The sequence below is a fragment of the Deltaproteobacteria bacterium genome, from assembly GCA_016874755.1.
In the GTDB taxonomy this organism is placed as follows: Bacteria; Desulfobacterota; Binatia; order UBA9968; family UBA9968; genus DP-20.
The window spans coordinates 1-25,310 of the sequence record VGTH01000004.1; the positions used below are offsets into that span (position 1 = coordinate 1).

Below are 25,310 nucleotides of genomic sequence, written 5' to 3' on the forward strand. Positions count from 1 at the left end.
TCTCCACAGCCATGACGATCACCTAACGCGGTTCGATACCGAGCTTCTTCCGGCCCTCTCGCAGTACCTGGGTGAAGTGGGCTTCCAGTTTGCCATTGACCTTTGGGCAGTTCGACACGACCGACTCGGCCCAGTCGAGGTATTCCCGGCGCCGCTCCATGCTCCAATCCGCGGGCGGCGCGTGGGTCACGTCGAGCACGTTGGAAATCTTGTCGCCTAGCTTAATCAGCGCCGCTCCGTCAGAAAGGCTTTTTGCGTGTTCGATTTGGAGCTGCTTACGCTCGCCTTTGGGCAAGCTCTTGTTGTCGCTCACCTCTTCGACAAGGCTACGGATTGTCGCACCGAACACTGCCTGCAACTCTTCCGGTGTGGTGCGGGTGTCCTCGATCGTATCGTGCAGGATCGCGCCGGCCAGCACTTCGGGGTCGGTGACGCCCCCAACGTCCGCCAGCAACAAGGAAACCGCGATGGGATGGTTGATGTAAGGAGAAGCTTCCTCGTCTTTGCGCCGCTGGTTGCGGTGGCGCTCCGCCGCGAAATGGACCGCGCGCAGAATCAGAAGTTCATGCGAGCTATTTTGCTTCATCGCTTAGTGTCCTTCTGAGGCTGAGGTTCGATGCGCTCCATGTCGAGGGCGCCAATAGCTGGCGCTCCACATAGTTCCTGACACCGGCTCTTGGCGTACTGCCAGGCTGAGAATCTGGGTTGTATGTCCGGTGCTGGAGCCACCGGCTTAAGCCATGGATCGTCTCCAAAGGCGGTATACTGTTCATACAATTGATCGCATGTCATGCCGCGCTTGTGCTGCGATCGGAGAGAGCGGTCGACGATATTTTTTGCCTTCTCAACGGCCTCCTCGTACGTCGCGAACTCGCCAAACTCATAGCGGTCCTCAGCGCTGAAGAGTGAATTGAAGTTGTCGTCAACGAAAACTTTGTACGGCATAAAGGGTCTCCGGACCACAGCCTGATACTATCACAATTGCCGGCTGACGTGTCATTGACGTGCCAGCCAACGGCTGTTCGCGTGACTCGCTGCTTGCCAGCCGCAACCCGTTGCGCGGGCGGCTTGGTTTTAAGGCAACTCCGACTAGATTTTAATATTCTTCCGAATGGTTCCCACGTCACGCCCCCGTGCGATGGGCAGCTTGGCGATTTGCTGTGCGTACCAAAAAGCCGACATGTGAGGCCGCCGCTTTTTCTGCGCCCGGTATGCCTTCCGCCATGCCGCGTACATCGCCCGAGTTTCCTGCTTGCGCTCCTCACGCCGGTCGACGCTCGGCGTGTAGGCTGGATCAACTGTCGTGGCGCTATCGACTATGCGGCGGATCGCCTCGGCGTCGACCCCGAATCGCCCGTTCTCGAACGCGACCAGATCCGCGAGCGGTTCCGACTTGTCCCCGGCGACCAGGGCGACTCGCTCGTCCACACGCAGGCATAGCACTTGGCGCTGCTTCTTTCCTTTGAACGTGCCGATGGGGAGCAATGAGTCACCGGCCGGCTTCTGCTCGCTCGGCCGGATTTGCAGGCTCGCAGCGATGAATTCGCCGACCGTGAGCGTATCGCAACGCCATTGTTTCAAAAGATCGTCAGGGATCGCCACCCGGTTAATATCGTCCCGCTTGTCGCACACTACGAACGAGGCCGCCTTCCCGTCGGCGCGGCTGACCGTATGCACCGCCATCGCGCAGGCCCGCTCGCAGCCGGGGCAGACCACCGACTTTGCCGGGCGGGCGCGTGCCAGTAGCTTTTGCTGTTTTAGGGCGGCGACCGGCTGGCTCGGCCAGTCACGCAGCTCTACCTCGCCGACGTACACCTGACCGTCAGGGGCGGCGCCGAGGCGCTCAAGCAACTCGATCACGGCGTCCAGCGGCTTCATCCTTCGGCGGCTTTCCGTTCCTCAACCGCTTCCCGTGGCTCGATTCCAGACGCGGTCAGCATATCCCGCAGCTTGAGATCGATCTCGTCGTACTTGAGCGAACAGGAGTTGGGGTGGGTGATACGGATCGTGACCGACTTGGGCCGGTCGTGGCCGTTGACCGTAACCAGCGCGCCAAGCTCGACCCGGGTGACGTTGTACTGGTGCAAGGGGACCGACTTGGCCAGGTTATCGAGCATACCATGGATCGCCCCCGGATCGTTGACGCCGTCGGCCTCCACTGTGATGCGTTCGCCCCGCGTCACCCTGGAGGACAGGCGCAGCTTTTTGATCGCCACTTCCTGGATGCCGCTGCTTGAATCATAGACGAAGTCGAAGCGCTTGTTTCTCAACGGATTGAGGTCGTAAACCCGGCCGTCCTTGGGATCGCCCGGCAGCTCGGGCAGCTTCAAGATCGCCGTGGCAAACATGCCCTGGAGCGGCTCGACGGCCTTGTTGGCGCCGCGGTAGTTGAGATCGAGGGTGCCGTCTTTTCGCGAGTAAACGAAGATCACTTCAAACGCCGGATTATGCGGCCGGCGGTCGAACTGGCCATCGACCCACTCGACGCCGTTTTGCGAATAGTCTTCCGGGTAGGCAAAAAAATAGTCGAGCTCGCCGCGCCGGTAGGGCTCGACCACGCAGTTGTTGCCGCGCCCGTCGGTGTGGTGGAAATAGGTGCGAATGAGCCCGGCCAGCTCTTTCAGGCTCGCGTCATCCACCGCCGCTGGGACCTTGGGCAAGTTCTTCCGCTTGCGCCAATGGGTCAGCGTGTCAGCGTGATAAAATAGCGCCGCGCCTTTCCAGTAAGCGCGATGTTTCAGGAAAGCGACCATCGCCCGCTCATAGTGGTTGGATAGTCCGGAGAGCTGAGCCACGAGTTCCTCGCGCGCCGCGCGATCGTCGCCAAGATGCCATTCGGCCTCGTCGATGATGGCCCGGAATCCTTTTTCACAGCTCAGCTCAAAAATGTCCCGCAGCTCGGCGTCCATGTCGTTGCGCTGGCTCGCGGGGAGCGCCAGCCAGGCGGTGAATAGCGCGTCCGGCTGGGTCTCTTTCATGGCCGCGAAATCCAGGTCGGTGAAGATTTCGTGGCTGTGAAAGTAGCGGGCCAGGAGCGCATTGGGCATCTGGCGGAAGAAGTCTCTAGTCGAGTAGTGGCGAACCATTGGCCCTCCCAAGACAACACTAGACTTCCCTGGAATATAGGAAAGAACCGGAAGTTTTAGTAGGGGTTGTGGAAAATGTTGGTAAACGCTCTGAGGGCGGCTTGCGGGAGACTCGGCCGCCATGGCGTTCACTCGCTTAAGGGCACGCCAGCACGGCGGTAATTTGCGCTACCCGCTAGGTCTCCTTCAGGCCGCGGTCCCCTACGTCACCGATTGGAGGTGCTTGGATTATATCGAACATCGGTAGTAAAAGGGGCTGTGCAAACCGTAAAAACGGCACTAGTTCCGAGTACTGCCTCAGAGGGGGCCAATTGCGTTGAACGCCGTTGAGATCGAGCAGGCCATCACGGACCTCGCAGAGCAGCCCTTTGACGCCGCGATCTTTCCCTATGCTTTCCTTGAGGCGTTTGGCAACAAGGAGACGACGATCAAGAGGCTTCGCGCTGGGGCGTCGAACAAGTCGGACCTCGGCGGTGTCCTCCAAACCAACAACGTCCACATCCTGACCTGCGACGCGGGCAAAGTGCCGGATTCACTCAAGGCGCTCAAGGATAGCCCCGCGACGGCCAGGGGCAAGGCGAAGTTCATTCTCGCTACCGACGGCACGGATTTCGAGGCCGAAGACCTGAACAGCGGTGAGACGGTTGCCTGCGCCTTCAAGGATTTCCCTGACCACTTCGGCTTCTTCCTGCCGCTGGCGGGGATCAGCACCGTTCGGCAGATCAGCGACAATGCCTTCGACATCCGGGCGACCAGCCGCCTCAACAAACTCTACGTCGAACTTTTGCGGGACAATCCGGAGTGGGGCAAGGCCGCTCGTCGCCACGACATGAACCACTTCATGGCGCGGCTGATCTTCTGCTTTTTCGCCGAGGATACAGACATCTTCGTCGGCAAGGGCAAGTTCACCGAAATGATCGCGCAGATGAGCGCGACCGACTCGTCCAACACGCACGAGGTCGTCAGCACGTTGTTCCTAGCCATGAACACCAAACGGGAGGACCGGTCAGCCGCCAAGATTCCCCGCTGGGCCGACGACTTCCCCTACGTCAACGGCGGGTTGTTCTCTGGCAGCATGGACGTACCGAAGTTCAGCCGGATCGCCCGCTCCTACCTCCTGCACGTCGGCCGCCTCGACTGGACCAAGATCAATCCCGATATCTTCGGGTCGATGATCCAGGCAGTTGCCGAGGACGAGGAGCGCGGCGAGCTAGGGATGCACTACACGAGCGTCCCAAACATCCTCAAGGTGCTGAACCCGCTTTTCCTTGACGACCTGCGGGCGCGGCTTCAGGAAGCGGGCGACAACCCCCGCACCTTACTCAACCTGCGCAAGCGCATGGCGAAGATCAGGGTCTTCGACCCGGCCTGCGGCTCCGGCAATTTCCTGGTCATCGCCTACAAGGAGATGCGCGAGATCGAGGCGGACATCAACAAGCGGCGCGGCGAGCCGGATCGCGCCTCCGAGATCCCGCTCACAAACTTCCGCGGGATTGAGCTGCGCGACTTCCCGGCGGAGATCGCGCGCCTAGCGCTGGTCATCGCCGAGTACCAGTGCGACGTGCTCTATCGCGGGCAGAGGCTGGCTCTGGCCGAGTTCCTGCCCTTGCGCAACGAGAACTGGATCACCTGCGGTAACGCGCTTCGGCTCGACTGGCTGACCATCTGCCCGCCCACCGGCAAGGGCGTGAAGGTGCAGGCGGATGATCTGTTTGGTACACCGCTAGACCAAGCCGAGATCGACTTCGAGAACGAAGGCGGCGAGACCTACATCTGCGGCAATCCGCCGTACCTCGGCAGTCGATGGAGAGAGAAGGATCAGCAGGAAGACTTGGCGGCTCTCTTCTCTGGCCGCGCACCTAGCTTCAAGGACTTGGACTACGTTGCCGCGTGGTACTTGAAGGCTGCGGATTACCTTCACGCTGTGCCCAGTTGTTCCAGTGCGTTTGTCGCCACCAAGTCGATCTGTCAGGGCGAACAAGTCGCTATGCTGTGGCCTCTGGTCTTCGGTCAAGGTCTGGAAATATCCTTCGCTCACCGCCCGTTTCACTGGAGCAACCTGGCAACCGCAAACGCGGGTGTGACCGTGGTCATTGTCGGCATCGCATCCGGGCGTTCGAGCAAGAAGTTTCTCTTTGATGGTGACGAGAAGCGCATCGTTGAGAACATCGGGCCGTACCTGATTCCCGTTGGGAACATCATCGTTCAGAAGGCCCCTCGACCCTTGAATGGCCTGCCTCGGATGGACTATGGAAACAAGCCTACAGATGGCGGCAATCTGATCTTGGATAGAGCCGCGAAGGATGCCCTTGTCGTGGCGCGCCCCGAAGCCACCCGGTTCATCAAGGCTTATGTTGGTTCCACTGAGTTCATCAATGGGGTGCCACGCTTCTGCCTGTGGGTTGAAGATGAGGACGTTGACGAGGCACGTTTGATACCCGACCTTCGTGAACGGTTTGAGAACGTCAGAACGCTCAGAGCTGAAAGCAAGGGGCAGCAGGCGAACGCGAACGCAGACACACCCCATCGGTTTGTCTTCGCACCTCACCGATCCGGGAGTGCGCTGATCGTTCCTCGCGTTTCCTCCGAACGCCGCCCGTACTTGCCCGTAGGACTTGTCGATGATGCGACAGTGATCTCTGATCGGGCTGCGGTGATCTACAGGCCCGAAACATGGTTCCTCTCGATCGTGGCGAGCCGGATGCACTTGGTATGGATCGCCACAGTATGCGTCCGCATGAGAATGGACTTTTCCTACTCGAACACTCTCGGCTGGCATACGTTCCCCGTGCCGACGCTGACGGACAAGAACAAGGCCGACCTCACGCGCTGCGCCGAGGACATCCTCTTGGCGCGCGAGCGTCACTTCCCAGCGACCATCGCCGACCTCTACGATCCCGACGCCATGCCCGCCGACCTGCGCGCGGCGCATGAGCGCAACGACGAAGTGCTGGAGCGCATTTACATCGGTCGCCGCTTCAAGAACGACACCGAGCGGTTGGAAAAACTGTTCGAGCTTTATACAAAAATGACGGCGGAAAGGGCCAAGTCTGCGCCAGCAAAAAGGGACGCGAAAAGGAAGACGGCATGAGCACCGAAAACTCGAAGCCTGTGCGCCTGACCGCGCCGCCCGCAGGCTACGCCGACTGGCTGGCCGAACTGAAAACCCGCATCCACGGCGCCCAGCAGCGCGCCGCGCTGGCGGTCAACCGCGAACTGGTGCTGCTCTACTGGCAAATCGGCCGCGACATTCTAGCGCGGCAGGCTGAGCAGGGCTGGGGCGCGAAAGTCATCGAGCGGCTGTCGCAGGACCTGCGCTCGGCGTTCCCGGAAATGCACGGTTTTTCGCCTCGCAACCTCAAATACATGCGTGCTTTTGCCGAGGCATGGCCGCATCAGCAGTTTGTGCAAGAGGTGCTTGCACAATTGCCCTGGTATCACCAGTTGGCACTGCTGGACAAACTACCCGGCCCGGAAACCCGCCGCTGGTACGCGGCCAAGGCCATCGAGCACAACTGGTCGCGTAATGTGCTGGTGATGCAGATTGAAACCCGCCTGCTGGAACGCAGCGGCAAGGCTATAACCAATTTCCCGGCGACGCTGCCCAAGCCGCAGTCCGATCTGGCGCGCGAATCGCTGAAAGACCCCTACCGTTTCGACTTTCTCGGCCTGACCGACGAAGCACAGGAGCGCGCGGTTGAAGGCGCGCTGGTCAAGCATGTCACAGAATTCCTGCTGGAACTGGGCGCGGGCTTTGCCTTCGTCGGGCGGCAAGTGCTGCTGGATGTGGGAGGCGACGAGTTCTTCATCGACCTGTTGTTCTATCACCTCAAACTGCGCTGCTATGTCGTGGTGGAACTCAAAGGCGGCAAATTCAAGCCCGAACACTTGGGGCAACTGGGTTTTTACCTGACCACCGTGGACAGGCAGGTCAAAAACGCGCATGACAACCCGACCATCGGCCTGCTGCTATGCAAGAGCAAAAACAAGATCGTGGCCGAATACGCCTTGAGCGACAAAACACAACCGATGGGAGTGGCCGAATACAAGTTGCTCGAATCGCTGCCGCCGGAACTGCAAACCAGCCTGCCGAGCATCGAACAGATTGAGCGGGAGTTGGCCGCCGGGGATCCGCTTGGCGATGGGAATGAGGAATGAGTGCATTCCTCGGCCTTCCGAAACGCGCGGTGGTTTGAGATTCTATGAGGCGCTATGGGGTTCTATGAGATTTTATGAGTTGATGTGCGCCGGAAGGTTTTTGATTTCTGGCGGGGCGCGGAGCGCAGGGAAATGAAAATGCTTTATCCGACAACGAATTACAGAATGCATCCGGGCGGTGCGGGAATTGATCGGGTTTTGATCGCCCGTGCACCTGAGCATCCGCTATGAACATCACCGTCCCTTCCGTCTCCGTCACCTACGCACGCAACGGGGCATCGACCAAGGCCAACGCCCTTGGGATGCGGCCCATGCAGGAACGCGCCTACGAGAAGCGCGGCGAGCAATACCTCCTTATCAAGTCGCCGCCCGCGTCGGGCAAGAGCCGCGCGCTCATGTTCGTCGCGCTCGATAAGCTGGCGAACCAAGGCTTGAAGCAGGCCATCGTCGTCGTGCCGGAGAAGGCCATCGGTGCCAGCTTTAACGACGAGCCGTTGTCCGAGTTTGGCTTCTGGTCCGACTGGCATGTCGAGCCGAAATGGAACCTGTGCAACGCGCCCGGCAACGACAACGGCGGCAAGGTAAAGTCGCTCGGCGCGTTCCTTGAAGGAAACGACAAGGTGCTGGTCTGCACTCACGCGACGTTCCGCTTCGCCGTCGATGCCTACGGCGTAGAGAAGTTCGACGACCGGTTGATCACGGTTGATGAGTTCCACCATGTTTCGGCCAATCCCGACAACAAGCTCGGCTTACACTTGGGGCAGTTCATCGCGCGAGGCCGGACGCACATTGTCGCCATGACCGGCTCCTACTTCCGTGGCGACGCCGAAGCCGTGCTTGCCCCATCCGACGAAGCCAAGTTCGATACCGTCACATACACCTATTACGAGCAGCTCAACGGCTACGATTACTTGAAGCAGCTCGACATCGGCTACTTCTTTTACAGCGGGCCTTACGTCGATGACATCCTCGAAGTCCTCGACCCCGCCGAGAAGACCATCATCCACATCCCCAATGTCAATTCACGGGAGAGCACGAAGGACAAGATGCGGGAGGTGGAGCACATCATCGAGGCGCTCGGCGAATGGCAAGGTGTTGATGCTGAGACGGGCTTCCAACTTGTCAAGCGGCCCGACGGCCGGGTGCTGCGCATTGCCGATCTTGTCGATGACGATGCCGCGAAACGCGACCGCGTGTCCGCCGCGCTCAAGGACCCGGCGCAGAAGAACAATCGGGATTACGTGGACATGATCATCGCGCTGGGCATGGCGAAGGAGGGCTTCGATTGGATTTGGTGCGATCACGCACTGACCGTCGGCTATCGCGCCAGCCTGACCGAGATTGTGCAGATCATCGGGCGCGCAACCCGCGACGCGCCGGGCAAGACTCGCGCGAGGTTTACCAACTTGATCGCCGAGCCGGATGCCTCCGAGGAGGCGGTGACCGAGGCCGTCAACGACACCTTGAAAGCCATCGCCGCTAGCCTCCTGATGGAGCAGGTCCTCGCCCCGCGCTTCGACTTCAAGCCCAAGAACCCGGACAGCGGCCCGACGCCTGGGTTCGACTATGGAGAGAACGGCTACGACCCAAACAAGTCCAACATCGGCGTCAACCATCAGACTGGACAGGTGCAGATCGAGATTAAGGGCCTGGTCGAACCCAAGAGCAAGGAGGCGGCGCGTATCTGTCAGGAGGACCTGAACGAGGTGATCGCCAGCTTCATTCAGGACAAGACCGCTATCGAGCGCGGCTTATTCGATGAAGAACTGGTGCCGGAAGAACTGACGGTGGTCCGCATGGGCAAGATCATCAAGGACAAATACCCCGAGCTTGATGCGGAAGATCAAGAAGCCGTGCGCCAGCACGCCATCGCCGCCCTCACGCTGACCCAGCAGGCAAAGCAGCTCGCGACGGTCGGCGAAAGCGACGAGGCGACTCCCAACACCGCGCTGATCGACGGTGTGCGCCGTTTTGCGATGGACGTGCGCGAACTGGGCATCGACCTGATCGACCGCATTAACCCCTTCGGCGAAGCCTACGCCATCCTCGCCAAGACGATGAGCGAGGAAAGCTTGAAGCAGGTCGCGGCGGCTATCTCCGCCAAACGCGCGAACCTGACCCCGGACGAAGCTAAGGAGCTTGCGGGCCGCGCCGTCCAATTCAAGCGGGAGCGCGGGCGTGTGCCCGCGCTCGATTCGCAGGATGCGTGGGAGCGCCGCATGGCCGAAGGTGCCGCCGCCTTCATGCGCTACAGGAAGGAGGGTCGCTATGAGAGACCTTGAACTCGACGAACTGGCGGCGGAACTTTCGGAATTCGCCGCGCCGGAAGTGAAGGGCGGACGCCCGCCGCGCGAGGAGCGCGTCATCGCCGGGTTCGAGGAAATCCAGCGGTTTGTCGAGAAGCATGGTCGCGTTCCGCGACATGGGGAAGATCGCGACATCTTCGAGCGGCTGTACGCCGTGCGTCTCGACCGCCTGCGCATTTTACCGGACTGCCGCGCCCTGGTGGAGCCTCTGGACCATCAGGGATTGCTTGCTGATGAACCGAGAGTCGGCGAGCCACCGGCGGACTACGGCGTGGACCAACTGGCTGCCGAACTGGCGGGCGTGGGCGGCGCTGAGGACATCACCATACTGCGCCATGTCCGCACCAGCGCCGATAAGCGCGCCGCCGAGGAGATCGCCGACCGCAAGCGCTGCGAGGATTTCGAGACATTCAAGCCGCTGTTTGAGCGCGTGCAAGCCGACATCAAAACGGGCCTGCGGCAAGCCCAGCCCATCGAGGCGGGCCGCCGCGCGATTGAAGCCGGCGACTTCTTTGTCCTCGACGGCATCACCCTCTACGTCGCCGAGGTGGGCGAACCGTTGAAGACGACAGCGGGGGAAGTTGATCGCCGCCTGCGGCTGATCTTCGCCAACGGCACCGAGAGCAATTTATTGCTGCGCTCGCTTCAACGCGCGTTCTACAATGACCCCGCCGCGCGGCGGCTGGTCTCGCCGGAGAGCGGGCAACTTTCTTTCGGCGGCGATTGGGAGGCGGAAGATGTCGAGAGCGGCACGATCTACGTCCTGCGCTCGCTGTCCGATCATCCCTATATCACACAGCATCGCGACCTGATCCACAAAATCGGCGTGACCGGCAGCAAGGTCGAAACCCGACTTGCTGACACCGAACACGACGCCACATACCTTCTGGCGAAGGTCGAGGTGGTTGCTACCTACAAACTGGCAGGCATCAACCGCACGCGGATGGAAAATCTGTTTCACAGGCTGTTTGCGTCGGCGCGGTTGAACATCACCATCAACGACCGCTTCGGTCAGCCCGTGCAGCCGCAGGAATGGTTCCTCGTGCCCTTATTCATCATTGACGAAGCCGTCGAGCGCATCAAGGATGGGTCGATTACCAGCTACGTCTACGACCCCAAGGCGGCACGGCTGGTGAAGGCGGTTTCCGCAGCTCGCGCAACGTAGAAGCTGGCCGGCGAGTACTAAGGACAGTGAGGAATTCGATGCGCGCAGGTTAGCCTATGTCTTCTTGAACAGCGGTATCACCTCTGCCCCCGCTTACAGGTTATCCAAATAATCCGCCCAAGATGGTATCATCTTCCGCCACTCCCGCAGGTGCTCGGAAAAATTGGATTTCGGCTATATTTAGGCAGAGATGGCGCGGCTGTAATCCCGCTGCTAATCGGCGGCGACAAGTCAACGCAGGGCAAGGACATACGCACGGCGAAGCGATACTGGGACGACTTCAAAAAAGAAAAGAGATGAACGATGGCACGGCGTAGCAAAGACTGGAATGCTGGTTTGGCCGAAGATTTACGGGATATGAGATTTGCTCGCGAATTTCTCTTGGCCGCTGTCGATGACGGGGTGTCGATCCAGATCGCCATGGGCAAAGTCATCCGGGCTATCGGTATCAAGGAGTTTTCCGCGAAAATCGGTATGGCCGGCCCAAACATCCTGCGGGCGATAAATCCGCGCCACAATCCGACCCAGGACACCCTCAACCGAATGCTAAAGCCATTCAAGCTCAAACTGAGCCTCGTACCCATCGAAGAAACCAACCGCCGCCGTGCGGCTTAGGAAATTTCCAACTACGCCTGCTTGAACAGCGGTATCACGTCCGCCCCAGCCTTCAGCCCGTCCAAATAATCCGCCCAAGCCTGCATCATCTTGCGCCGCTCCGGAAGATGCTCGGCAAAGTTATAAGCCGCGCTGACGGCGTTGCGCTCGGCGTGGGCGAGCTGGCGCTCGATGGCTTGGTGGTTCCAGCCCTGTTCGTGTAGCAGCGTGGAGGCCATGCTGCGGAAGCCGTGACCGGTCATCTCTCCCTTGGTGTAGCCCATGCGCCGCAGGGCGGCGAGGACGGCGTTCTCGCTCATCGGCCGCTCATGGGTTCTCGCGCTGGGGAAAACATATCGCGGCGCATCGGGGCGCGACGGAAAAACCCGGTTGGTCAACGGCTCCAGCTCCCGGAGAATCTCCACCGCCTGGCGGGATAGCGGCACGATATGCTGCTCGCGCATCTTCATGCGCGCGGCGGGCAGGCGCCATTCGCCTTTTACAAGATCCATCTCCGACCACCGGGCATGACGTAACTCTCCCGGCCGGACAAACACCAGCGGCGCCAAGCGTAGGGCGCATTTGGTGGCAAAATAACCCTGGTAACCGTCGATCACGCGCAGCAACTCGGCGATCAGCTTTGGCTCCACGATCGAGGCGTGGTGTTTGACTTTCAAGCGGGGCAAAGAGCCGCGTAAGTCGCCGGTCGGATCGCGTTCCGCCCTACCGGTGGCAACGGCATAGCGAAATACCTGTCCACAGGTCTGCATTGCTCGGTGGGTGGATTCGATAGCGCCGCGACTCTCGATGCGCCGAAGGGCAGCCAGCAGCTCCGGTGCTTTGATGTCGGCAATCGGGCGTTTGCCAAGCCAGGGGAACAAATCTTTTACCAGTCGCCGCAGGATGCGGTCGCTCGTGCTAGACTCCCATCCGGGTGAAAATTTCGCGTGCCACTCGCGCGCGATCGCCTCAAAACTCTCGGCCCCAGCTTGTGCCGCCCTCTCTGCTTTGCGCGCTTCGCCGGGATCGATGCCATCGGCGACTTGCTTGCGGGCAGCGTCACGCCTTTCTCGGGCGGCCTTCAAAGATACATCGGGATAGACCCCAAACGAGAGCCGCTTCTCCTTGCCCGCAAAGCGGTATTTCCAACGCCACCACTTGCCGCCAGCGGGAGCGACCTCAAGGTACAATCCACCGGCGTCAAACAGCTTGAACGTCTTGTCTTTGCCCTTGGCCGAACGAATCGCAGTGTCGGTTAGCGCCATTTTGGGGGCAACTCACTTTCTGTGATACCCAGTTGCCCCCAGAGTTGCCCCCACAATGTGGGCAGCTTGTCCCGGATGGCATCGGATCATCCCGGACACTATATAGCAAAAACTCTTTTAATTACAAATCTTTAATGGATTTCTTTGGACTGCTGCGGAAGAGAGGATGGAGCCACCCGCCGGAATCGAACCGGCGACCTACTGATTACGAATCAGTTGCTCTACCAACTGAGCTAGGGTGGCTTACTCTTGATGGGCGCTTAGCCGTTGTGGCTTTGGCGCCTGGTTGATCTTAATCAACGTGGCTGTGAAAGTTCAAGCGCACTTAGCCTAGCATGATTGCCCGAGGTTTTAAATGATGGCGCGTCGGGCTCATGCGCGATGCTCGTTTCGGCGTCTTCGTTCGCTGCTGCCTAATTTTTGCGCAACCGCCTTTTTTCTAGGCATCCCCAAAATCTTCATTTGCGCCGCGAGACCTGGAAGTAGTTGATTTCTCGCCTTTCCCTTCCCACTACCAAGCTGGTATGCGGGTTGCTCTATTGCTACCGAGCTAACTTGCTGACGTTTTTTTCAGCACCGACCATTGTTGCGATAGAGGGGGGATCCGCCTGTGAAGTTGCGAAAGATAATCTGGGCGATGTTTTTTTTATGGATCGTGGGTATCTCACTTCCTGCTTCAACTACAGCTCAGGCGCCTGAAGCGCCGAAGGCGGCTGCCCCGGAGGCGCCAAAGGATGCCACCGCACCGGCGGCACCGCAGCCGTTTACAGTGAGCCCAGCTCCAGGGGCTGCGCCGGCGACAGCTGTGGCGCAGGCCGGCGCACCGGCCGCTCCCGCGACGGCGGCACCGCAGATCGACAAAGGCGATACCGCGTGGATTCTCACCTCTGCCGCGCTCGTTTTGATGATGACGATCCCCGGTTTGTTTCTTTTCTACGGCGGTATGGTGCGCTCGAAAAATATTCTCGGCACAATCATGCAGAGCTTTGTCGTGACCGCGTTGATTAGCATTCAGTGGGTGTTGTTCGGCTACAGCCTCGCGTTCGGACCCGATATCGGCAAATTTATTGGCAGCTTGGCTTGGGTGGGACTCAGCGGTGTCGGCACCGCGCCCAACCCGAATTATGCCGCGACCATTCCGCATCAAGCTTTCATGATCTACCAAATGATGTTTGCGATCATCACGCCGGCGCTGATCACCGGCGCCATCGCCGAGCGCGCCAAGTTCAGCACGTTCATTGTTTTCGTCCTGCTCTGGGCGACGCTTGTTTATGATCCGCTGGCGCATTGGGTCTGGGGCAAAGGCTGGATCGGGGACATGGGCGCCCTCGATTTCGCCGGCGGAACGGTGGTGCATATCAGCTCAGGCATTTCCGCCCTCGCGGCGATTATGATTTACGGCAAACGCGTCGGCTACGGCCATGAAAACATGACGCCGCATAACTTGCCGTTCACAGTTATCGGTGCGTCGCTACTCTGGGTCGGTTGGTTTGGTTTCAACGCCGGCAGCGCGCTAGCGGCGGACGGTTTGGCAACCACGGCATTTCTCACCACTAATACGGCGGCGGCGGCCGCGGCGCTGTCGTGGATGTTTGCCGAATGGGCGAGCCACGGTAAGCCGACGGCTCTAGGTACTGCCAGCGGCGCCGTAGCCGGCTTGGTGTGCATCACCCCCGGTGCAGGCTTCGTCGGGCCGATCTCCGCGATCATCATCGGCGTGGTGGGCGGCTACATTTGCTACTCCGCGTGTAATCTCAAAGCGAAATTTGGTTACGACGACTCCCTCGACGTGGTCGGCGTGCACGGGGTCGGTGGCACGTGGGGCGCGCTGGCGACCGGCTTATTTGCCTCGAAGGCGATCAACCCCGCCGGCAATGACGGTCTATTTTTCGGCAACCCAAGCCAGCTTTGGGTGCAATTCGTTAGCGTCGCGGCAACGATGGTTTTTGCTTTTGTTGTCACCGCCATTATTCTGAAGATTCTGAAGGCCACCATGGGATTGCGCGTCAGTGAAGAAGAAGAACGCATGGGCCTCGACCTTACCCAACATAACGAGCGCGGCTACGCGTAACGGGTGTTGGCTCTGCAACGGAGAATGTGATAACAGGAGTGACTTTCCAAGAGGTTTGCAGCATTTCAAACAGATAAAGGAGAAAAGCAGATGTCCGTAAAAGACGCCTTAGAGATGGCGAAGAAAAACAAAGCCGAGATTGTCGATTTTAAGTTCATCGACGTTCCCGGCAAGCAGCAGCACTTTTCAATCCCAGCCGCGGAGCTCGATGCCGACAAGTTCGAGCAAGGGCTGGGCTTCGATGGTTCGAGCATTCGCGGTTTCCAGAGCATCAACGAATCTGACATGATCCTGATGCCCGATCCCGACACAGCGATGATGGACCCGTTCACTGAGCACTCGACCATCACCTTTGTCTGCAACGTCCTCGACGCCATCACCCGCGAGCCCTACTCCCGCGACCCGCGCTACATCACGCAAAAAGCGGAGAAATACCTCAAATCTTCCGGCGTCGCAGACATCAGCTACTGGGGTCCGGAAATCGAGTTTTTTATCTTCGACAGCATTCGCTTCGACCAGAACCATCATGAAGGGTACTATCACATCGATTCCAGCGAAGGCTTCTGGAACGCAGGTAAACCCGGTCCCAACCTGGGCAACACGATCCGATACAAAGAGGGTTATTTCCCGCTGCCGCCGATGGACCAATATCAGGACCTGCGCTCCGAGATGGTTTTGAACTTGGAGAAATGCGGCATCAAGGTGGAAGTGCACCACCACGAAGTGGCCACCGGCGGTCAGACCGAAATCGACATGCGCTTCGACACCATGACCAAAATGGCCGACAAGGTGTTGCTCTATAAGTACGTGGTCAAGAACACGGCGGCCAAGCGGGGCAAAGTGGTCACAGTCATGCCCAAGCCGTTGTTCCAAGACAACGGTTCCGGCATGCATTGCCATCAGAGCTTGTGGAAAGCCGGCAAGAATCTGTTCTATGACAAGAAGGGGTATGGGTTGATCAGCGACACGGCACGCTGGTACATCGGCGGGCTGCTCAAACACGCCCATGCGCTGTGCGGGTTCATTGCGCCGACGACCAATTCCTATCGCCGGCTGGTGCCGGGTTACGAAGCGCCGATCAACTTGGTGTACTCGGCGCGAAACAGAAGCGCTTGCGTGCGCATCCCGATGTATTCGACCAGCGAGAAGGCCAAGCGGTTAGAGTTCCGTACTCCCGATCCGAGCTGCAACCCGTACTTTGCGTTCCCAGCGATGTTGATGGCCGGGGTGGACGGTATTCGCAACAAGATCGAGCCGCCGAAACCGATCGACAAGAACTTGTACGAATTGGAGCCGGAAGAAGCTGCCAAAGTGAAGTCGATGCCAGGGTCATTGGACCAGGCGTTGGATGCGTTGGAGAAGGACCACGAGTTCCTGCTCCGAGGCGATGTGTTTACCAAGGACGTGATCGAGACCTGGTTGGAGTACAAGAGGAAGAACGAGGTCGATGCGATTCGGCTGAGGCCCCATCCTTGGGAATTCGCCCTCTATTTCGACATTTAAATCACTTGCTCCCAATGCGGCCGCTCTTGCTTAGAGAGCGGCCTCGCCCCATACTTAGCTCAGGGGGAAACCATGAAAAAGATTGAAGCGATCATCAAGCCTTTCAAACTCGATGAAGTAAAGCAGCGACTGACTTCGGCCGGCATCACCGGTATGACGATCACCGAAGTCAAAGGCTTCGGTCGTCAGAAAGGCCACACGGAACTTTATCGCGGCGCCGAATACACGGTGGATTTCCTGCCTAAAGTGAAAATCGAAATCCTTGCGCCGGACGATATGGCGCAGAAAATCGTCGAGGCGATTCTTGACTCGGCACAAACCGGCAAGATCGGCGACGGGAAGATCTTTGTGTCGACGGTCGAAGAAGTGATTCGCATTCGGACCAACGAAAGAGGAGAAGAGGCGATCAGTTAATCGGCGTACGATTCTTTCGGTCATAGCTAAACCCGGTGTGGGCGAACGTGCCACACCGGGTTTTTTGTTTCAGTGGTCCAAAATCAGTTCCGGCGGAAGACCGGGAGCTTTGCTTTTACTCAGCTCAATAGCAGCGAATTTCTATCTCATTGCCGTCCGGGTCGGCAAAATAGACCGAGGTCGCTTGACCCTGCGCTCCCCAGCGTGACACCGGGCCTTCGCGGATGGCGATTTGACGTTGCGTCAGAAAATCGACGATGCCGGCAAAATCGGCTTTGCCGACGACCATACAGAAGTGATTGAGGTTGTGCCTATTTGATGGCTCGGTCGCGCCGGTCTCTTTCAGCGGAAAGAGATCGATGATCGTGTGTTGGTTGATGCGCACCGATGGGAAGCCAACTTTGCCGGCGCGGAAGGCGGCGAGTCGTTCTGCTGTCAATCCCAACACGTCCATATAAAAACGCAACGCTCGGTCGACGTCGGCGACATTGAGGACGATGTGGTCGAGCTCGGTGATCTGTATTCGTTCCATGGCGCACGCACCCTCCCGGTAAGGAAGCTTACATCGCCGCGACAATCTCTTTCAACTCTTTTAACAGCGAGCGAATTTCTTTGGCCGTGCCAACCGTGATGCGCAGGCAATCTTGCAAGCCTGGCACGTCAAAGTAGCGCACGAGAATATTTTGCTGCTTCAAGCCTTCGTAGACGATTCTTTGGTTGCGCCCGACCTTGCGCGCGAGCACAAAGTTGGTGTGCGACGGGTAGACTTCATAGCCTAGCTTCAGCAGCGCGTTGGTGAGTTGCTGGCGGCTGCGCTTGATGCGCTCGGCGTTGCGTTGCATCCACGCCAAATCCTGCAACGCGCTGCAGGCTGCGACCATGCTCAAACGGTTGAGGTTGTAGGAGTCTTTGACTTTCATCATGCCGGCGATCAGTTCTTCGGCGGCGAAGGCGAGGCCGATGCGCATGCCGGCCAGCGAAAACGACTTGGAAAACGTGCGCAGGACAATCAGGTTCGGCAGTTGGCGAATCAACGGAATCGACGACGCGCCCTCGGTCGAGGCAAAATCGACGTAGGCTTCGTCGACCACCAAAATGCCTTTGACCGTGCGGGCCAAATTGACGATTTCAGTCAGCGGCACCAAGGTTCCGGACGGCGCGTTGGGATTGCAAAGAAACGTCAGCGCGGCATCTTGTGCAGCTAGTCCCTCGGGAACCGAAAAATCAGCCGGAAAAGCTACCGGCGCGCAGCGGCCGTCCTGGATTTCTACCAGGGTTTCGTAGAGCGAGTAGGTTGGCACGGGAAAAGCTACACGATCTTTGGGACCGACAAAGGAGCGCAGCAAGATCGACAAGATTTCATCGGAGCCATTGCCGGCGATGATATTTTCCGGTTGCACTCCGTAGACCTGCGCCGCCACGGCGCGCAGCGTTTGGCTCAGCGGTTCTGGGTAGAGCCTGAGCGACGCGTCGGCAGCGCGCCGCAGCGCCGCGCGCACTTTGGGCGACGGCGGATAGGGATTCTCATTGGTGTTGAGCTTGATAACCGCCGGGTCGCGCGGCTGTTCGCCCGGTGTGTAACCATCCAGGGCTGCGATATTGCTTCGGAAATATGCCGCCATGAGGACGATTCTAACGACCCCATCGGGGCATTTCAATTAAACGCACCATGGCGCACGAGGGTGCTTTTCGGAGTGATAGAGCGGCGTCAAGAAGCGGACGAGGGGGCTCACGGGATTGTTTCGCGAGCCGACTTGTTGCGCGTGAAATTTCACTGTCTAGCTCCGCACCACTTCCGGAAGTGTGTTCAAGTGCCGAAAAAATCCCGCCGATTTCTTCCACGGCAAGAAACGGAATCCGTGGCACGCTTTTAGCACAAGAAGCACACATCTATTTGTGTAGAGACACCCATGAACGCAGAATCGAACACGCCGTCCAGCCCTTCGCCAAACAATCACCCCGCGCTCGCCTTGGTTAGCCGGATCGATATCCTCGACACCAAGCTGCACTTGCTCGAGCTGTATGTCACCGAGGCTCAAGCTGCTGCCGCAGCCGAAAGCAAAAAGCTGCGCGAACAGTTTCAAGCCGAGCTCAACGCCCTGCAAGCCGAGGTCAAACAAAAAGAATCGACCCTGGAAACCCACCAGGCGCTCGCCCAGCAGGCTGACCGCAATCAGCGCAAGCATATTCAAGAGCTGCGCGCCGAACTGCTCGAAGCAAACCGCCTGGCGGAATCGCGGCAGAGCGAGTTGACCGCTAACAAGCTCGCCGCTACGGCGCTGCGCGATCGTATCAATTTTTTGGAAACCGACGCGGAGAAAAACCGCGCCGAAAGCACGCGCCAAATGGCGTCGTTGCTCGAGCACATCAAGCAGCTCGAAAGCGCCAATCAACAAGTCGAAAACCGCATTGCAACGGAACTACAAGCCAAGTTTGAACAGGAATTGACCGCTCTGCGTCAGACGCTAGAGGAAAGAGACGCCGAGCTGCAACTACGTGAGACCAGCGATCGCGACGCCGCGGCGCGCCACGCCAGTGAAATCCAAGCGCTGCAGAACGATATTGCCGCAACGCAACAGCTACTGAAAGAAAATGACCGCGCGCTCGGCGCGGCGACGGCAGAAAATCGCCGCCTGCAGGATCGGATCGCCGCTGTCAACGCGGTGCACGAGCAGGCGATGGCCGATGCGCAGCGCTCCTTCGAGGCACGCAGCCAAGAATATCGCCAGCAGATCACAGTCCTAGAGCGGCGCAATGAGAGCAATACGCGGCGCTTGCGAGAGCACGGCGACGAACTCACTCGGCTGCAAACTCAGCACATGATGCTGCAGCGGGCAGCTGATGAACAGCAGCACCAGACGGCGGCGGCACAAGCGGAAATAGTCAAGCTGGAGAGTCAACAGCAGGGCTTGAAAACCGAGTTGGCGGAAGCGCGCCAGCGCCAACAAGAGCAGGAAGATCTTAGCCACGAGCTGCGCAGGTTGGGCGAGCAGCTAGCAGAAAAACAGGGCATCATTGACAGCGGCGTCCGTGAATTCGCAGCACTGGAAAACCAGGCGAACCAATTGCGCGCGCAGGTCGCGCAATTAGAAGAAGCCAAATGGCTTGCCGGCGAAGAACACGGCGCGACGCTGGGCCGGCTCAACGAGCAGCTGGATCATCTGCAAACCCAGCTTGCAGCCAAAGAGCAAAATATCGCTGGGCGTGAGCAGGAGTGCGCCGCACTGCAGCAGCAGTTGCGACAACTGCGCGAGCATTTGGCCCATCAGGAGCATCGGCAAAATCAGCGAGAAGAAGAACATGGCGCCGCGGTTGCGGCCCTGCAACAGGAGCTGCGCCAGGTTGGCGAGCAGCTCATTGCCACACGGCAGAGCGCCGAGGCGCGGGGCGACGAAGTAAACGAGCTGCACGGACGAGTCCGTCAACTCAATGACCAGATTGCGGCGCTTGAACATGACCGACACCAGGTCGCCGATGGCCATCGCTCCCATATACACAGCCTGGAAGACCAGCTGTGGGAGGTTGGCAAGCAACTTGGCGAAAAGCAGCAACAGCTCGAGGGGCGCGAAGGGGAGATATACAGCTTACAAGATGAGGTTCGCGCACTGCTGCAACAAATTAGCCAGCTGCAGCAAGCACGTGAGCAAGCCGTCAACGAGCATCAAGCGGCGCTCGGCCTTGTACGCGATCAACTCGAAGCGCAGCTCGGCGAAAAACGGCACCAAATCGAAGCCCGCGAGCGTGAAGTCAACGAGCTGCAGAACACTGTACGCGAACTGCACCAGCAGGTTGCGGATCTTCACCAGGTTCGCGAGCAGGTGGCGAGCGAATACGACGCGGCCGTCGACGCGTGGCGTGATCGACAGCATAACTTGGAAGCGCAGCTCGGCGACAAGCAGCAAGTGCTCGAGCTCCGCGAGCGAGAGGTCGCGAACCTCGAAGCGACGGCGCGTCAATTGTCCGAGCGACTCCTAGAGCAGGAAAAGGCACAGCAACAGGCTGCGGCTGAACAGGGCGACAGAATTCACCAGCTCGAAGCCAGTATCGCTGCGCGCGCTCAGGAGTTCGCTGCCGCCTTGGCCGAGCATAGCACAATTGCGGCCGAGAGCAGCGCTGAACTGGAAACTTTGCGGGCGCAAACTCATGGCTTGAACGAGCGGACAAGCCAGCTGCAGAGCTTGTTGCAGCAGTCCGACAGCGAGAAGCATGAGCTCGACGAGCGGCGCGCCGCGCTGCAGCAGCAATTGCACGATCTGCAGCATGCTTTCGAAGAAGCGCAAGCGGCGTTGCAGGGCCAGCAAGCGGAATTTAGCGCCTTGCGCGATCGGCTCGAAGTGGAGCGGCACGCTGTTGCCCAGCGCGCGACCGATTGGGAGCAACGGTTCGGGGCCCAAGAGGCCGACCTGCGGCGCGCCGATGAAGAGAACGCTGCGCTGCACGGAGAACTCCAAACCCGTGAAGCGCTCCATCAGGAGCGGCTACTCGACTTAACGCAAAATTTGGAAAGCACGCGCCGGCAATTTGACGCCGAGCTTGCGGCGCTGCGCGACGAATTACAGCTAAAAGAGGCCGCGCTGCAAGACCGCCGCGCCGAGCTGGCCGCCAGCGAGACGCGTCTAAACGGCAAAGTGCAAGAGCTGACAGCCGAGCTTACACATGAACAACACAGGTGCCGGGACAGCGAACAAGAGTTGGCACAGGCGAGCGCCGAGGTCGAGATTTTGCGCACGCGGGTGGCCGAGCTCGAGACCCTTTCAACGGAAACTGAACACGGTTTAGCCGCCAAGATGGAGCAATTGACCCGTGCACATGGCGCCGAGCTGGCCGATGTGCGGGCGCAGTTGCAGGAGCGCGAGCAAGCTCAAATCGCTAGAGAGCTACACTGGCATGCCAACCAAGAGCGAGCGCGTGCCGAGTTCGCGGCGCTGCGCCAGGAGCACAGCGAACAACAAGGATTGATCGCGCAGCGCGAACAGACCATTGCTGAACTACAGCGCGAAGCGGACAAGCTGACGGACCAGCTCTACGAAGCTGAGGCCAGCTACCACCAAAAGTTAAACGCAAGTCTCACCGAAACCGAACAGCGGTTTACCACCGAGCTCGCCCTGCGCCAAGTGGCCATTCTCCAGCTGCAGAACGAACTGGCGGACAACCAGCGCCATGCCATTGAATTAGAGGAGTCTTTAACCAGCCAGGTCCACGCTTTGCAACAAAGGTTGGCTGACAATGAAACAGTCCTTGGCCAACGCGGCGCCGCTCTCGCTGACGTCAATAGCGAAATCAGCCGGCTGCGCGATCGGCTTGGCGCGCTTCAAGGGACTAACGAAGAACTGGTCAATGAGGGGCGGGAGTCCGATGAAAGATTTCGTCTTCGCTTGGCCGACCTGGAAAACGCCCTAGCCGAAGGAACGGCGCTTGCCGAGCAACGCAGCGCCGAGTTGGAACAAGCCCAGGCCGAAATCTCTGCTCTCAGACAGCATATTCTTATCGCCGAAGAACTTTATCGGCAATCACAAATCGAAGACCGCTCGGTGCGCGCGGCTATGCAAGAGGACCTAAGCCGGGCGCGCCAGGCGTTGGACCAAAAAGCGCAGGACTTCGTCGCCGAGTCGACCTTACTATACGCCGCGCGTGAGCAAGTCGCCGAGGAACTGCGCGCTGTGCAAACTCGTTTGGCGGAACGTGAGGCGTTGCTCGACGCACGCGAGCACGACTGCGCTGCGCTGCGCGCCGAAATTCGGACGTTGACAGCGCAACTCTTCGAAACGGAAACTGCGCAGCAGTCGGCCGAAGCTACGAACGCGGCAATGGCACAGGCGCAGCGCCAGGCAGCTACGCTGCTGGCGGAAAAGGAAGCGTTGCTCAGCGAAAGCCTGGCGGTGCAGCAAGCGCAGGAGATCGAGCTGGGCGGTTTGCGCGAGCAAGCGGTTCGATTGGAAGGACTACAATTCGCAAAACTACACGCCGAAGAAAACTTTAAGCGCGCCGAGCGAGTGTCGTCGGAGCTCGCAGCGCTGAGGGTCGACCTGGCTGAAAAAGAGCGCGGGTTGGCTTTGCACGAAGAGGGCCGTCAAGAGCGGGAACGCTCGCACCAAGAGAGCCTGAATCAACTCCAGATACAGTTGACGCAGCAGCAGTTGCTAGCCGAAAGCCGCGCCCGACAAACCGAAGATCTGCGTTCCCATATCGAAGTATTGCAAGAGCAGCTCAGCGTCCTGGAAAGCAATAGCATCGAGTTTGCGCGCAGACAACAAGAAGAGTTTAGCAAAGCCGAAACCGTGCTGCGCAGCGATATCGACGGGCTCCTCAAAGAGATTGCTGAACAGCGCGACGTCATCGAAGCGCGCACTGGCGAGATCGACTTACTACAGAGCGGAAAGGCGGCGCTGCAAAATGAGATCGAAAGGCTGGCTGCGGCGGGCATGCGGCTGAGCAGCGTTAACGCTGATGGCAACCCCGCAACCTACGGCGATCAATTGATTGAAATAGCTAATCTGCGTGCCGAGATCATCGAAAAACAGCAGCTTTTGGAGGACCGCAATGAGAGGCTTCTCCATGCCAAGGGCGAGCTGGCGGATCTGCAAAAAAGCATGGAGAACATTACCGCACCACGCGACGAGGCCCATCCTGTCATTGCCGCCACCGACAATGAGCTGTTGTGGGAACAACTAGGCCGAAACGACCGCGTTGCGGAGGACTCCGAAGCGGCGGTGGTAAACGAGCGCGAGACCGGCTTTCGGGTCACATTCGACCGCCGACAAAATGACACCCTCGCCATACAGCCCGGCGCGCCCACGAGAGCGGAGCGGCAGGGTGATGCCAGCGCAAGCGCGGCGGTCGGCGATGAGCATGAAGGACTTGAATTTCTCGTACGCCACGGCAAAGGCGACGGTCGCCCTTTACCCAAAAATGGTCATGATCGTCGTTGGCGTTTCAGTTTACGCAGAAAACGCCGATGGAAATCTTGATAGGCCAGAAGCCCACGGCCGCAGGCTGTTGGAAAGCGCCATGCCTTAGCCGGTTTTCGGTTCTCGGATTTGCGCACCAACGGCGGGCCTCACGGGACCGCAATAGGACAGCTCTATGACGCAGACAGAACGCGTACCTACAGGAATTACCGGGCTCGATGCCTTGCTCGAGGGCGGTTTCCCCAAGGGCAGATCGATTCTCGTTACCGGCGAGCCCGGCACCGGCAAGACAATCTTGGCGCTACAGTTTCTGGCCGAAGGTTTGGCGCGCGGCGAGAAGGCAATTTACGTTGCCGCCGACGAAGGCCCGGTCGATATTCTCGAACAAGCCACATCCATCGGTTGGGATCTGGAAAAACATGTTGAACGCAAGGAGATGGCGATCTTGAACGCCGGCACCTATTTGAGCTCGTTGCCCGGTGTTAGCAAAGACCGTCAGATCGATATCCATAAGGCGATCGGCGATCTCGCCAATTTCGTCAATCGTCTCGGCGCGCAGCGGTTGGTGCTCGACCCCGCCGGTCCGTTTGTGTTGATCCGCGATGCCGCCACGCGCATTCAGGATCAGACGCGCCTGCTCATCAAACTGCTGCGGACGTCGATGCAGACCACCAACATTCTCACGTCCTACGCGGTGCCTCGCACCGGCGAGCGCAGCATGCACGGCATCGAAGAGTATCTTGTCGCCGGCTCACTCGTGCTCGAGATGGTGTTAACCGACGATCACCTGGCGCGCACCATGATGATCGAGAAAATGCGCTGCACCAACGTGAAACCCGCCCAGTACGAATTCGACATCGTCAAGGGCCAGGGCGTGGTACTGCAGCCGGCCGAAGAGGCGCAAGCCAAGATCGCACAAGATCCCACAACCTCAGCAGCGGTGAGCGCGTAGAAAAGATTTACTTCACACGAGAAACTAAGGATCTATGAGCAGCAAAACAAACGGGGCGTCTAACGGCGTGCAACGGGTCTCAACGGGGATTACCGGACTCGATACGGTGTTACAGGGTGGCTTTCTGCCGAGCCGGACCTACCTAGTGACCGGCGATGCCGGCACCGGCAAAACTACGGCCTGCATGCAATTTCTTATGGCTGGCTTGCTGGCCAATGAGAAATCGGTCTACGTGACAGTCGACGAACGCCCAACGGAAATTTTGCAATCGGCTTCCTCCCTGGAATGGGACCTCCAGAGCCACGTGCAAGACAAGAACTTGGTGATCCTCGATGCTTCGCCCTACTTCAGTGGCCGCGGCGTTACCTCGGAAAAAGGCATCGATGTCACTAAGTTCGTCACCGATCTTGCCGGTTATGCGAGTAAGCTCGGTGCCGTGCGCCTGGCCATCGATCCGGTGACGCCACTGATCTTGTCGGCCGATTCCGCCTCGCGGGTGCACGAGAACGCGCGCACGTTGATCCATCTACTGCAGACCAATCTGACCACGACCAATTTGCTGACTTCCCACCTGCCGGACCGAGTCGACCACACGCCGACGCAAGGCATCGAAGAATTTCTCGCCGCTGGCGTTCTTGTGCTGAGGGTCAATCAGGGCGGCGACAAACCGCCGCGCACTTTGAGCGTAAAGAAAATGCGCGGCACAGCCGTGGAACCCGGCGAGTACGCTTTTAGCATCGCTAAAGGCAAAGGCATCGTGCTCGGCCAGCAACCGATGACAAGCGCCGCGACGGCACCCGCAGCCGAAGGCAAAAAAGCGATCGTCGTCGAGGACGTCAGTTTCCAAGGGCTGGAATTTTTCGAGCTGCCCAAAGACTAGTCCGTGGT

General features: G+C 59.1%; 18 protein-coding genes and 1 tRNA gene. 11 read left to right on the forward strand and 8 right to left on the reverse strand.

The window, feature by feature from the left end; genetic code table 11:
• Window positions 1–22: 22 nt before the first annotated feature.
• The 4 genes from FJ145_03405 to FJ145_03420 all read right to left on the reverse strand — a co-directional run bounded on the left by FJ145_03405 (window position 23) and on the right by FJ145_03420 (window position 3,086).
• The gene (locus FJ145_03405) at window positions 23–586 is read right to left on the reverse strand and encodes a bifunctional (p)ppGpp synthetase/guanosine-3',5'-bis(diphosphate) 3'-pyrophosphohydrolase (GenBank protein ID MBM4260469.1); all 564 of its coding nucleotides are present in this window, start codon (window positions 584–586) and stop codon (window positions 23–25) included.
• A complete protein-coding gene (locus FJ145_03410; protein MBM4260470.1) occupies window positions 583–945 on the reverse strand; it encodes a hypothetical protein in 363 nt (120 codons plus the stop codon). The genes FJ145_03405 and FJ145_03410 overlap by 4 nt, the downstream gene beginning before the upstream one ends.
• Window positions 946–1,089: 144 nt before the next feature.
• On the reverse strand, window positions 1,090–1,878 hold the full coding sequence (locus FJ145_03415) for a hypothetical protein (GenBank protein MBM4260471.1): 789 nt from the start codon (window positions 1,876–1,878) through the stop codon (window positions 1,090–1,092).
• Window positions 1,875–3,086 carry a hypothetical protein gene (locus tag FJ145_03420; protein ID MBM4260472.1) on the reverse strand — a complete coding sequence of 404 codons (1,212 nt, stop codon included), beginning with the start codon at window positions 3,084–3,086 and terminating at the stop codon, window positions 1,875–1,877. Before FJ145_03420 ends, FJ145_03415 begins: the two co-directional genes overlap by 4 nt.
• A 316-nt stretch (window positions 3,087–3,402) precedes the next feature.
• On the opposite strand from FJ145_03420, the gene FJ145_03425 reads away from it, so the two are divergent.
• From FJ145_03425 to FJ145_03445, 5 genes are all read left to right on the forward strand, one after another.
• Window positions 3,403–6,177 carry a class I SAM-dependent DNA methyltransferase gene (locus FJ145_03425; protein ID MBM4260473.1) on the forward strand — a complete coding sequence of 925 codons (2,775 nt, stop codon included), beginning with the start codon at window positions 3,403–3,405 and terminating at the stop codon, window positions 6,175–6,177.
• Window positions 6,174–7,244 (forward strand): DUF1016 domain-containing protein, encoded by a 1,071-nt coding sequence (locus FJ145_03430; protein MBM4260474.1) that lies wholly within the window; start codon window positions 6,174–6,176, stop codon window positions 7,242–7,244. The genes FJ145_03425 and FJ145_03430 overlap by 4 nt, the downstream gene beginning before the upstream one ends.
• Window positions 7,245–7,471: 227 nt before the next feature.
• Window positions 7,472–9,526 carry a DEAD/DEAH box helicase gene (locus FJ145_03435; protein MBM4260475.1) on the forward strand — a complete coding sequence of 685 codons (2,055 nt, stop codon included), beginning with the start codon at window positions 7,472–7,474 and terminating at the stop codon, window positions 9,524–9,526.
• The gene (locus FJ145_03440; GenBank protein ID MBM4260476.1) at window positions 9,513–10,715 is read left to right on the forward strand and encodes a GIY-YIG nuclease family protein; all 1,203 of its coding nucleotides are present in this window, start codon (window positions 9,513–9,515) and stop codon (window positions 10,713–10,715) included. The genes FJ145_03435 and FJ145_03440 overlap by 14 nt, the downstream gene beginning before the upstream one ends.
• Before the next feature lie 336 nt (window positions 10,716–11,051).
• Window positions 11,052–11,330, forward strand: a complete 279-nt coding sequence (locus tag FJ145_03445) for a hypothetical protein (protein ID MBM4260477.1) — start codon at window positions 11,052–11,054, stop codon at window positions 11,328–11,330.
• A gap of 11 nt (window positions 11,331–11,341) precedes the next feature.
• Here FJ145_03445 and FJ145_03450 read toward each other — a convergent pair whose 3' ends face one another.
• Both FJ145_03450 and FJ145_03455 read right to left on the reverse strand, forming a co-directional pair.
• Entirely contained in the window at window positions 11,342–12,574 is a 1,233-nt protein-coding gene (locus FJ145_03450; protein MBM4260478.1) for a DUF4102 domain-containing protein, read from the reverse strand.
• A gap of 167 nt (window positions 12,575–12,741) precedes the next feature.
• A tRNA-Thr gene (locus FJ145_03455) sits at window positions 12,742–12,817 on the reverse strand.
• A gap of 394 nt (window positions 12,818–13,211) precedes the next feature.
• On the opposite strand from FJ145_03455, the gene FJ145_03460 reads away from it, so the two are divergent.
• The 3 genes from FJ145_03460 (at window position 13,212) to FJ145_03470 (ending at window position 16,562) form a co-directional block, all read left to right on the forward strand.
• Window positions 13,212–14,645 (forward strand): ammonium transporter, encoded by a 1,434-nt coding sequence (locus tag FJ145_03460; GenBank protein ID MBM4260479.1) that lies wholly within the window; start codon window positions 13,212–13,214, stop codon window positions 14,643–14,645.
• A 90-nt stretch (window positions 14,646–14,735) separates the two neighbouring features.
• Window positions 14,736–16,148, forward strand: coding sequence for a type I glutamate--ammonia ligase (gene glnA, locus FJ145_03465; protein ID MBM4260480.1), 1,413 nt, complete (start codon window positions 14,736–14,738; stop codon window positions 16,146–16,148).
• Window positions 16,149–16,220: 72 nt separating this feature from the next.
• The gene (locus FJ145_03470; GenBank protein MBM4260481.1) at window positions 16,221–16,562 is read left to right on the forward strand and encodes a P-II family nitrogen regulator; all 342 of its coding nucleotides are present in this window, start codon (window positions 16,221–16,223) and stop codon (window positions 16,560–16,562) included.
• 124 nt (window positions 16,563–16,686) lie between these two features.
• Here the strand turns inward: FJ145_03470 and FJ145_03475 are convergent, their stop codons facing one another.
• Window positions 16,687–17,094 (reverse strand): hypothetical protein, encoded by a 408-nt coding sequence (locus tag FJ145_03475; protein ID MBM4260482.1) that lies wholly within the window; start codon window positions 17,092–17,094, stop codon window positions 16,687–16,689.
• Between the two features lie 28 nt (window positions 17,095–17,122).
• Window positions 17,123–18,184: a histidinol-phosphate transaminase gene (gene hisC, locus FJ145_03480; protein ID MBM4260483.1), complete on the reverse strand. Its 1,062-nt coding sequence runs from the start codon at window positions 18,182–18,184 to the stop codon at window positions 17,123–17,125.
• Window positions 18,185–18,472: 288 nt separating this feature from the next.
• Between hisC and FJ145_03485 the strand changes: the two genes are divergently transcribed.
• From FJ145_03485 to FJ145_03495, 3 genes are all read left to right on the forward strand, one after another.
• Window positions 18,473–23,530 carry a hypothetical protein gene (locus tag FJ145_03485; GenBank protein MBM4260484.1) on the forward strand — a complete coding sequence of 1,686 codons (5,058 nt, stop codon included), beginning with the start codon at window positions 18,473–18,475 and terminating at the stop codon, window positions 23,528–23,530.
• Between the two features lie 115 nt (window positions 23,531–23,645).
• Window positions 23,646–24,422, forward strand: a complete 777-nt coding sequence (locus tag FJ145_03490; protein ID MBM4260485.1) for a DUF2075 domain-containing protein — start codon at window positions 23,646–23,648, stop codon at window positions 24,420–24,422.
• A 34-nt stretch (window positions 24,423–24,456) separates the two neighbouring features.
• A complete protein-coding gene (locus FJ145_03495; protein MBM4260486.1) occupies window positions 24,457–25,302 on the forward strand; it encodes a hypothetical protein in 846 nt (281 codons plus the stop codon).
• Window positions 25,303–25,310 lie beyond the last annotated feature (8 nt).